The sequence below is a fragment of the Ruegeria sp. CDSB136 genome (genome assembly GCF_059610965.1).
The window spans coordinates 1-9746 of record NZ_JBXWOP010000045.1 but is presented as its reverse complement, the minus strand read 5'-3'; the positions used below and the strand labels follow the sequence as shown (position 1 = coordinate 9746).

Below are 9746 nucleotides of genomic sequence, written 5' to 3'. Positions count from 1 at the left end.
TCGTTATCCACGTCAGTAACGACGTCTTATAAAATCTGATCATGCAGCGCGGCAGACGGTCTAAATCGGGCGGTTACCATACATTTCTCCATTTTTGGGTTTGATTGCTTGGACTGCGGGCTGTTTGCTAGAGCCGGCGAGGAGCTGCTCTCCTATCTGTTCAGGAGAGCAAAGCGGTAGCGTTCGGTGAAGCGATGCTCACCGTTGTTTGAAGTCAATTTTCGGGAAGGTAGTTAGTGTTGAATGCGTTCGCGTTTGAGCGTGTTCGCGATGTCTCCGTGTTCGTTCAGCATCGTTTCGCCCGAGTCCTACGTACCATTCGGATGCCTTGCAGTGACTTCGATTAGCCGTCCGGGAACAGCATCAAACGAATGCCCGATGTTGAAAGTCTACTCGGGAATTCTGCTGGCGGCCCTACCAAGTTGAGGGGCCGACTGTTCAGTTCCAAACCCAGTGTCTTTTTCTGTCATATGTTCTCCGTTTCGTTCTTCAGCTTCGTCATTCAAGCGTCGTAAGAAAGATATGCGGGAGCGTGTTGGCAAAATCAACAGGTCAGAAAAAATTGCGCAACACACTGATAAGTTTATTAAAAAATCATACGGCAATTTGTGTTTGTGAAATATTGTCGAAGTGATGCCTGAGGCATCACTTTAGGATAGAAACCTCTACCACTTCGCTTGGTGGCCGATCACTTGGTGCGGCGCAATGTCGCAATCCAGTGTGGCGCTGCTCTCGTGCCTAATCCCAAGATTGCTCGTAGTCGACGTCATTAAGTGCGTCATGAGACTCTTGTGACGCGCCATCGTGAATACAACCGCTGCAAAGTTTTTGCGTCACTAGAGCTTCACGACTGGCCGTTGCGAGATCTACCGCCTGCGGCCAGTCACCCGAAATCCGTCCTCAACAAGAATGTTGTCGATATCTCTGAAAATCTCCTCTGGTTCGCGGGGTTTCCAACTCTCTGTTTCAAATGACACGAGTTCGGCATAGAGAGCCCTGATGCGAAGATCTGGACCGTTTCCGTATACTTCACGGCCTCGAATAGACTTCATTGAATGTCCCATCATGAAACCTCGTTCTTCGTTGCTTAAACCCGCCCTGATCATCCTTGATTCAAAGCTGTGTCTGAGGCTGCTCACGCAGTGTTGGTCCGTCGGGAAGAGGTTGTTATGAGCAAAGAACTTTGAAACTGCGGCACTGTAACCCTCTTTACCCCGATAGCGTGGAAAGCCACTTGGGAAACGTTTCATAGCCTCCAAAGCTGCGCCCACAAGTACAACTGGTCGCCTTGATGCCTTGTTTTTGATTTCTCTCTGGTGCTCACCACCTTCGACTTTGACCATGATATGTGGAACATCCGCGTCGAGATGAATTGACGAGGGAGGCAAGTCATAGATCTCAGTCTGTCGGCATCCTGTTTCTGCGCACACTGTCAAGATGGCTTCAGCTTCGTCATTCAACCCGTCCAGTTTATCTCCATTGATGATGTTTTGGGCAATCCAACTTGGGGTGAACTCAAGCTTTGGGCTTGGCTCCTTTTCTTTCTCCCAAATTGCTTCGCCCTTAATGCGAATAGTCGAAAAAGGGTTTGTGTAATCATCAATTTCTAGATCTTCATAAAATGCGCTGACGATATTTCTCAAGTAGCCGAAGTGCTTGTTCGCATACTGTGTCGTTACCTCTTGGGCATTCACACGCATTTCCCACGCTCGTCGGAATTTTGACGCATCGCTCGCTGAGATCTCTGAGATCGACTTTTCGCCCGCAACTTCAGCAAACATTTTGGCTGCTCGCTTGTAACGGTTGAGCCACATTCTTTTTTGTCGGTCATTCTTACGAGCCACTTTGTCTGGGCAAAGTTGATCCATCCTATCAGCGACCTCAGTCACCCTGGTATCAGGCAGCTGAAATCCGCCTAGATTTGCCGCAAACAGCGGAGATTTGGCCGACGGATCCTGATCTATCAAGTTTCTTAGACGTAACACGATCTCTTCCAATCTTCCGCCGGCCAATTCGGAAGCAGTAGCCGGTGCGACACCATTGTCTTTCGCAAGCTTGATTGCGGATCGGTAACGATCTTCGTCATGGCCGCCATTCCCCATGGTCAACTTGGCCTCCAACTCGGCCAAACGCCTTTCACGAACTTGATAAGCCAAGGCTTGGGCTGTTTTTCGACTGTCGGTTTTCAGGGATTCCGTGAGAAACGCGTCTGCGTGAACTGCCTTGTATTTGCAAGGTGTTCTCATTCTGAACCAGAATACGTTTCCTCTGGGCCAAAGATAACTCATGCTATTGCCTCGATGTTTGTTACACAAATTGTATCACATCGGCGAGCTGACCCTCTACATGAGGCCTTTGTATGCCGACGATTTTGGCAATAGCATCAGTGACTTGAGTTGGCGTTAAGGACTGGTTAACGAATCGGGAAAAGCCTCTCCTGGGCACCATAACACAAGATAAAATGCTGTAATTTAATGTTTTTCAGAGCAGTAGCTTGTGTATCCCCTGTTTTTTTGTTGATGGATGTGAGCCCAAATTTTCTTGCCATCGTTTCCGTTGATACGCATTCTTCTAGTAAGATTGATGATAGTAAATGTAGGTATTTGTTGGAGTTAGGGCTGTGAAAATGTCCCAACTTTAACGGGCAACCCGACCTAAGTTTAATACCTAATAACGATGCTAGGCTCCGACGGCAGCTTTCATGAACAACGGACGTTTATCGAAATTGGGCGACTGACCGAGTTGCGGACGAAGCAGTCGTTCGGAAAGCGAGTTTGGTTAACTTCCCGGCGTGTACCAAATCTGAGACGTGTAAGCGCGCACCTGATGGACCATGACAGCATCGTCCGGAAGGTTGAGGTTGCCGTAGTAAGCCTCGTCGTAAGCAAGCCATGTAGGCGTGGGGATTTCTAGAACGCGGACATAGTAGTAAGCGCGTTGCGCCGGATCGAACTCCGGGTCTACCCAGTGCGCAGCGAGTGCGGCAGACCCGATCGTGTTGGTGTAGTCCGCACCGCTTACCGTGTTTCCGACCGGTGGCAGTTTGACGCCCATCTCTTCTTCGTACTTCAGTCCACGTGTCAGCGCGGAGCGCGCATATTCTGCTGGAAGCATCTCTGGCGTCTTCAGTTCTGAACCGAAATTTCCTCGGTCCCATGTGCCGTAGTCGGCAAATTCATCGTTGGGCGATAGCATGGGATGGGTCTCCCCATCGCCCTTAATTTGAGTGACTTCGTAAAGCGGCTCCCACCGCATCCGGCGTTCCGCATAAGCAGCATCGATGGGCTCGCCGTTCTCCCGCACATCATTGAACATCAGACCGTTCGAGAGATTGCCATTGTGCGCAAAGGCCATCACTTTTCCTCCGGTCTTCTCTTCGTAGGCTTCCATCCAATCCCACAGGTCTTCCGGGTCGGTCGCGTCGTAGTTTGAGATGGGCACAAGGTCGTCTACCTTGTCGGCGTCATCGCGAAACATCACGACGCGGTGTAGGTTGTTGTAATCTTTCACAGAGGTCCACTCGAACCCGTGCAGCGCGGTGAAAACACCCGGTTCATTGTGCCGCTCTGCGCTGTCCACAATGCGGTTCCAGAAACTGCGGGTCAGATCATCGTCGTCTAACGGATCGACGTTTGACGCCATGCTCTGCCCCCAGAAGACAAAGGCGCCGAGCGTATCGCCGCTTCGGACGAGGTCATGGATTTGTCGTCCCCAAGAGTTTGTCAATAATTGCGGGTTTGCCTCAGCAATCATCGGTGCGAGACCTAGGTTCTCGGCGTGGTCGGCGACAACTAGAAAATCGAGAGGGCGGACAAGTTGTGCGTATTCGCCAACGGACGCTCTGATTTTTTCGCCGCGCGCAAAACGGAAGGCTTCATCCGGCCCAAGCGCATTTCCTACCATGCCTGCGTCAGTAGAATACGACGTATGAAGGTGGGTGTCGCCCCAGAACACCCTATTGGGAAATGACTGATCGACGAAAGGCGAATAGCCGCGCTGACCAAGTCGGACATCTTCTGGATTGATGGCAAGTTCGCCTGAGTATCCTTGGGCAAATGTCGCGCCAGCGAAAAAGAACGCTACGCCAATTCCGGTCAGTATGGCGGTTTTCATGCGTCTCCCCCCAAATTTCAAGTTGTTGTTGGAGGTCGAGATTATCCACAAAATGGTTGTGTGACTTTGACTTATGACAAAAGCGGACTGAAAGACCAATTTAGCATTTGTTGAAACCGGCTGCTTTGGGCTCAGAGCAGCCGTTCGCTGCGTTCTGTCTGAGAGACCGCTTGGCGGACAAAGCCGACCTCGGTACTTCCAATTCTTTGGGGTGCTCGGACGCCTTATTCACTCTTGGAAGGGAATGCTGGTATAGGCTCCGACTTCGTCATTTCCTGTGCGTTCGTTGAATGCTCTGATCATTTCGTTTGTAGCTTTGGCCGCTTCGCGGTCCATGCTCTCGAGATCAAATTCGGAGAACGGGAACTCTGCAGCTGAGTCAGGCGGTTGCTTGGGCATTTGCACTGGTGCCGGGAAAGACTCTTCGTTGGGCACTCCTTGGCGAGTACGAATACTATCTTTGGTTACGTTCCAGGTCATGAAGTCAGCCGCCAAGTCCAATGGCCCGTCATATGTCTCTCGTATTGCTGAATAGACAGCCAGCGCAATGTCATGATCGTTTTGGAAGTGGTAACAAACCGCTAATCTTGGTTCAGTTTCAGACATGATCTTACCGAATGCTTGTGCGGAAGTGTGCCCCTGAGAGCCCACAAAAATTGCTTCGGAAGGCGCAAACCCATATTTCTCGATCATGAATTCGGGAGGGGTGAAGCACTCATGGATTGCAAGGTCCGCACCCGCCGCATGCTCTCTCCACCATCGTGTTGGAAGCGTATCAGACGAAAAAGCAAATTTTAGTCCGTTCCATTCAAGCAGAAAACTCACTGCTTGTTCACCATGTATGGCCGGCAGGGTTCTGACCTGAACACCGTTTTCGTCAAAAATGACGTTATTTACGATTTTCCAATCGAATTCGTTGACCTCAAGTTGTAACCCTCGGGGATCGACCGCGGCCCCACGAGTCGCTTCTTCCCATGCCCACATTTTCTTCATGTGATCTGCCCAAGACTTTGTTCCCCACTCAGGTTTGATGCCTTCGGGTCCCCAAAGACGAACAGGCGTTAGGCGGTTGTTTACGGGGCCGGTGAAGTAAAAGGCCGGAAAATCACCAGCGTGATCTAGGTGCAGGTGGCCCAAGAAGACTTTATCCAGCTGATCCAGTGGAATCCCAAGCGCCATGATCCGTTCATAGGATCCCTCTCCCATGTCGAAGATGAACTTTTCGCCATTACCCAATTCAACTAAGAAACATGCCGCAGCTTGCTTTAGGCGCGGCTGAGGCATACCGGTTCCACAGGCAACAACTCGCATTTCGTCAGGACCAAGAGACTCGGTTCCCGGATAATAAACAGTTTGGTTAGGAAACGGCTCGGTCCTCGACCATTGGGATGGATCATTGCTCTGCGCGACCACAGTGTTTGCCGAAGCCAAAAAAACCGTAGATATGAACGCCAAAATACAGTTTTTATTTTGCGCGGAAAAAGCCATTGCAATTGCCTCCGATCAGGGTCAACTGGAATTTTAAACAGTCTGAAGCCGATTCATAATAGGATCGCAGATTTTGAATGCGTCTGGCAAGGTTTCAAGAAATTGCCGGATTTGCGGCATGGTTTTCTTTTGATTTTAGTTGCTGCTTTGGGCTCAATGCGGTCGTTCAGCAGAATTCAATGAATGGCTACTACGCGGACATTTCGGTCCTTCGGCCCGCCTATCCGAACAACCGCAACCTGCGCTTCGCCACCATTCAACGAAAACGTCGGATGTCTGCTCTTCCAATGCAACGTGAGGTGCTGACAGGTACCCTACGTAACAATCGTGCTTTCGGAATTGTTCTTGCAACTTCCAAACCCGAGCAGCGCCCTTATTCTTGAGGCGGCGTGTATGGGTCAGGCGCGCCGGTCGGAACCGGCGGGTTCTCCTTCAGCGATAAGATATGCTCCTCCAACTGCGGCAGTGCAGCTTTCGGAACCCAAGTGTGCGGGAACAGCACGTTGTCGCGTTCTTGGGGATCGTTGATCAGGTTGTAGACCCGCGGCATCGTGTACTCGCGCAGCTCGCCGTTCCAAGCCGTCTGCTCCTTGAAATGGAGTTTCCAGTCTCTCCATTTCACGCCGAACACATCGTTGCCCATGTAGACGATGAAGCCATCCCGTCCGGATTTCTCCGCATCGCCGAGGAAGAAGCCTGACATGTCGATGCCGTCAATCACCCGGTCCGTGGGCACCTTACCGCCGGCAATTGCAGCGAGCGTCGGATAGAGGTCCATTGCGTGGACAATGTCATCACTGACCCGGCCTGCTTCAATGTTGCTCGGCCAGCGCATTGCAAACGGAACTCTCAGCGCTCCCTCGTAGCTCGTGAACAGTGTAGACCGCCATGGCCCGGCAGAGCCGTGGAAGCCGGTTTCAACCGTCATGTTTGTTTCGCCTGCACCGAGTGCCTCAGGTCCATTGTCAGCCGTGAAAACTACGATGGTGTTGTCTGCAACCCCGAGATCATCAATCGTGGCAAGCAGTTCACCAACATAGTTATCGATCTGCATCAGAAGGTCGCCCCACGGGCCTTTGCCCGATTTCCCCTTGAAATCCGGATGCGGCATTGTCGGGAAATGGGTGGCTGTGTAGGGGAGATAGACAAAGAAGGGCGTGTCGGCCTCCGCCGAGCGAGTCATGAACTGAATGGCGCGGTCTGTGAGGTCGCGGTCGATCAAAGGGCGATATTCCAGTGTATAGGGGCGGGCCTGTTCAGGCGGGCTTCCCTTAACCGCATCCAAAACAAAGGTTTCTCGGGCGCCGCTTTCCGCGAAGCCTTCGAGAGAGCTATAGACAGACTCGTCGGTTGAGTTGGGCACGCCATACCACTCGTCAAATCCCTGATCGGTCGGATACCGGCCTTCCGAGCTTCCAAGGTGCCACTTGCCGTACATGCCGGTCGCGTAGCCCACATCGGACAGCATTTCTGCCATGGTGACTTCCCATTGCACAAGGCCATAGACACCTTCACCGAGGGGAACAGTGCCATTGCCGCTCCGGATCGCATATCGTCCGGTCATCAGGGCCGCGCGCGAGGGCGTGCACTGAACCTCGACGTTAAAGTTCGTCAGCCGCAGCCCCTCGGCAGCGAGTTTGTCCAGCTCCGGCGTCGCTGCTCCACGTACGATTCCGCCGCCATTGAAACCGGGTTCGCCCCAACCGAAATTGTCCATGAAGATCAGGAGGATGTTGGGCTTCTCCTGTGCATACGCTGAACTCCACCCGACCAACGATCCAACCACTAATATCACGCGTACGAGTGCGTTCATGACGTGTCCTTCCCTATGAGGGCAATTATCTGTTCGTCTGTACCTTAGCGTCAAAGGAAGTGTTTGCCTGAATAATTTGCGCCAAACCCAACTTGAAGTGAGCCAGCATAGACGCAAGTCCAGCCATCGTCTCTCTGTGCAATCCACCCAGAGCCGACTGCTGAATTACCTGGTCGGATGTCGGCGAAGTCGGCATACTCCTCGTTCGTGCAGCACGCTGCATCCGTACTTTGGGCTCGAAGCGATAGTTCGCCGCGGAGCAGCGTACCTATGCCGGATTAACGGCGGCTCTGGGCTCGGTGCAGTCATTCGCTCAATCATGACGAACGTCCGCAATGCGGACAAAGCTGCCGATAAGTCAGCTTGTTAGGATTTATGAAAACGGCCCAAAGCGGACCTTCACGCGTCGGGCAGTGAAGGTCCGAATTAGCGACAATAAACTCGGTCTGGTGCAAGATGCCGCCAGTGAGGGGCTGCCTTTTGAGCTCACGCAACGCAACTTAAACCTACGGTCATGAGTCGAATATCAGGAACACATAAGTCATGAAGGCGGCCAGATGAACGACACCCTGAAACGCATTGGTGCGGGTTCCGACAAAGGTCAGGATGCTGATCCCTATTGTCAGGGCCAGGAGCACGATTTCCGCGCCGCCGAGCCCAAGTTCGATGGGAAGCCCAACAAAATGTGCCGCGATCAGCACAGCGGGCACTGTTAGGCCAATGGTTGCCAAAGCCGACCCCAGACAGATGTTCACGGCCCTTTGCAGTTTGTCGGCCCGCGCAGCGTCCAGCGCGGCGAGGGCTTCGGGTGTCAGGATCATGGCGGCAACCAGAAAGCCGCCCAACGCGACAGGTGCGCCAAATTCCAGCAATTTGAAATCTACAAACAGCGCCAGTTTTTTGGACATCAAAACCAGGGGCAACATCGCCAGCACCAACCAAAGAACATGGAAACCGATGCTTTTGGTTTCCAGATGATGCGCATCCGAGCCGCCGGTTGTTGGCAGGTCTTCCTCAGGCTGTCGAGAAATCTCGGGTTTGCCGACGGTTTGGCAGACAAGGAAAATCCCGTAGAGCACCACGGACATGGCGATCATGAAGACAGTTTGCAGAGCCGACAGACCACCGCCCGGGGCGGATGTGGTGAAGCTTGGCAAGACGAGGCTGACGATGGCCACTGGCAACAGCACCACAAGGTAGGCATTAGCACCCGAGAGGTTGAACACCTGCAGCCCGTGCCGCAGCCCCCCAATCAGCAGGCTGAGACCAATCCGTTCATGACAATCATCAACACGGAAAACATAGTGCCCCGAGCCAGTGTCGGGTTGTTGTCCCCGGTCAGCATAACAGCTGTGATCAGAGCCACTTCGATGCCGATCACCGACAATGTCAGGATCAATGTGCCATAAGGCTCGCCAAAGATGACGGCCAAGCACTCGGCATGGTGCACCACGCGGAAGACCGCTGACAGCATCACCCCAAAAATGCCGCCCAGCAGGAGCCAGGACATGCTGGAACCCATGGCCGTTGGCTTGATGAGGTCGCCGGCGAAGGTCACGGCAACAAATACGAGCCAGATGAGCAGAGTGGCTTTTTCTGCGCGAAAGAGGTCTGTGTAAGGGGTGGTCATGGTGGTCGCCTACCTTACCGTTTCTGGGTGGGGACGGATTTGAGGCTGGTGGTTTCGGTCGGCTTAAAGTGGGTTTGTTCCGCTCTGGCAGCCGGGGCCACTGTATTGATCCTGAAAGCGGTGAAGCCCGCGAAGGCGGCCATCGCGATTACAAGCATCCAGCCCATGACCGGATCGCCAAATACCGCCGAAAGCGCGCTGGTCATGAGTGGGCCTGCAATGCCGCCGATGGTGAAGACAAACAGCATTGTGACAGCGCTGGACGCGACATAGACGGGCACAGTGCGGTCCATCGCGTGAGCCAAAAGCAGCGAGTAGAGGGTGAGCATCGATCCGCCCAGCAGGATCAATCCGGCGAGCATTGCAATGTATAGTGGTGTGCCCACGATGGCAGCGTGGCGCGCACCGTCGCCAGTGGCGAAAGTGGCGAAGGCCGCAAGGGCACCGGTTGCGACTGTCGCCGTCACTACAATGACGCGGCGCCGATCCATGCGGTCTGACACAAATCCAAGCGGATAGAGAAACAGGATACGCCCGACGTAAATAGCAGCGATGCCAATAGCCACATCCGCGGCATCAATGCCAATGACAGCCGCCCGATACGGCACAACATTCATGAACACTGTGGAAGCTTTGTGCGACGATGAAGACCGAGGATGTGACCGACACACTGGACCTCGCTTTGCACGCCTCAGGCTGTGA

8 protein-coding genes are annotated in these 9746 nt (G+C 53.2%); 1 reads left to right on the top strand and 7 read right to left on the bottom strand.

The window, feature by feature from the left end:
* Nucleotides 1-866: 866 nt before the first annotated feature.
* The 3 genes from AC2FIR_RS23770 to gntH all read right to left on the bottom strand — a co-directional run bounded on the left by AC2FIR_RS23770 (nt 867) and on the right by gntH (nt 5601).
* Nucleotides 867-2288 carry a hypothetical protein gene (locus tag AC2FIR_RS23770; RefSeq protein WP_496714631.1) on the bottom strand — a complete coding sequence of 474 codons (1422 nt, stop codon included), beginning with the start codon at nt 2286-2288 and terminating at the stop codon, nt 867-869.
* A 490-nt stretch (nt 2289-2778) separates the two neighbouring features.
* Nucleotides 2779-4113 carry a DUF3604 domain-containing protein gene (locus AC2FIR_RS23765; protein WP_496747552.1) on the bottom strand — a complete coding sequence of 445 codons (1335 nt, stop codon included), beginning with the start codon at nt 4111-4113 and terminating at the stop codon, nt 2779-2781.
* A 228-nt stretch (nt 4114-4341) separates the two neighbouring features.
* Nucleotides 4342-5601: a guanitoxin biosynthesis MBL fold metallo-hydrolase GntH gene (gntH, locus tag AC2FIR_RS23760; protein WP_170617328.1), complete on the bottom strand. Its 1260-nt coding sequence runs from the start codon at nt 5599-5601 to the stop codon at nt 4342-4344.
* A 77-nt stretch (nt 5602-5678) separates the two neighbouring features.
* On the opposite strand from gntH, the gene AC2FIR_RS23755 reads away from it, so the two are divergent.
* Nucleotides 5679-5984, top strand: a complete 306-nt coding sequence (locus tag AC2FIR_RS23755) for a hypothetical protein (RefSeq protein ID WP_170617326.1) — start codon at nt 5679-5681, stop codon at nt 5982-5984.
* On the opposite strand, the gene AC2FIR_RS23750 is transcribed toward AC2FIR_RS23755, so the two are convergent.
* The 4 genes from AC2FIR_RS23750 to AC2FIR_RS23735 form a co-directional block, all read right to left on the bottom strand.
* Nucleotides 5975-7414, bottom strand: a complete 1440-nt coding sequence (locus AC2FIR_RS23750) for an arylsulfatase (protein WP_170617324.1) — start codon at nt 7412-7414, stop codon at nt 5975-5977. The genes AC2FIR_RS23755 and AC2FIR_RS23750 overlap by 10 nt on opposite strands.
* A gap of 512 nt (nt 7415-7926) precedes the next feature.
* A complete protein-coding gene (locus tag AC2FIR_RS23745; RefSeq protein WP_496763451.1) occupies nt 7927-8640 on the bottom strand; it encodes a calcium:cation antiporter in 714 nt (237 codons plus the stop codon).
* A 26-nt stretch (nt 8641-8666) separates the two neighbouring features.
* Nucleotides 8667-9044, bottom strand: a complete 378-nt coding sequence (locus AC2FIR_RS23740; RefSeq protein ID WP_480442233.1) for a calcium:cation antiporter family protein — start codon at nt 9042-9044, stop codon at nt 8667-8669.
* 14 nt (nt 9045-9058) lie between these two features.
* Nucleotides 9059-9661, bottom strand: coding sequence for an MFS transporter (locus AC2FIR_RS23735; RefSeq protein ID WP_496747558.1), 603 nt, complete (start codon nt 9659-9661; stop codon nt 9059-9061).
* Nucleotides 9662-9746: the final 85 nt, after the last annotated feature.

What these genes read in the sequence shown, in the direction of transcription:
- gntH (WP_170617328.1), bottom strand. Translation starts at nt 5,601, where the DNA reads ATGGCTTTTTCCGCGCAAAATAAAAACTGTATTTTGGCGTTCATATCT.
- AC2FIR_RS23765 (WP_496747552.1), bottom strand. Translation starts at nt 4,113, where the DNA reads ATGAAAACCGCCATACTGACCGGAATTGGCGTAGCGTTCTTTTTCGCT.
- AC2FIR_RS23770 (WP_496714631.1), bottom strand. Translation starts at nt 2,288, where the DNA reads ATGAGTTATCTTTGGCCCAGAGGAAACGTATTCTGGTTCAGAATGAGA.
- AC2FIR_RS23750 (WP_170617324.1), bottom strand. Translation starts at nt 7,414, where the DNA reads ATGAACGCACTCGTACGCGTGATATTAGTGGTTGGATCGTTGGTCGGG.
- AC2FIR_RS23735 (WP_496747558.1), bottom strand. Translation starts at nt 9,661, where the DNA reads ATGAATGTTGTGCCGTATCGGGCGGCTGTCATTGGCATTGATGCCGCG.
- AC2FIR_RS23755 (WP_170617326.1), top strand. Translation starts at nt 5,679, where the DNA reads ATGCGTCTGGCAAGGTTTCAAGAAATTGCCGGATTTGCGGCATGGTTT.
- AC2FIR_RS23740 (WP_480442233.1), bottom strand. Translation starts at nt 9,044, where the DNA reads ATGACCACCCCTTACACAGACCTCTTTCGCGCAGAAAAAGCCACTCTG.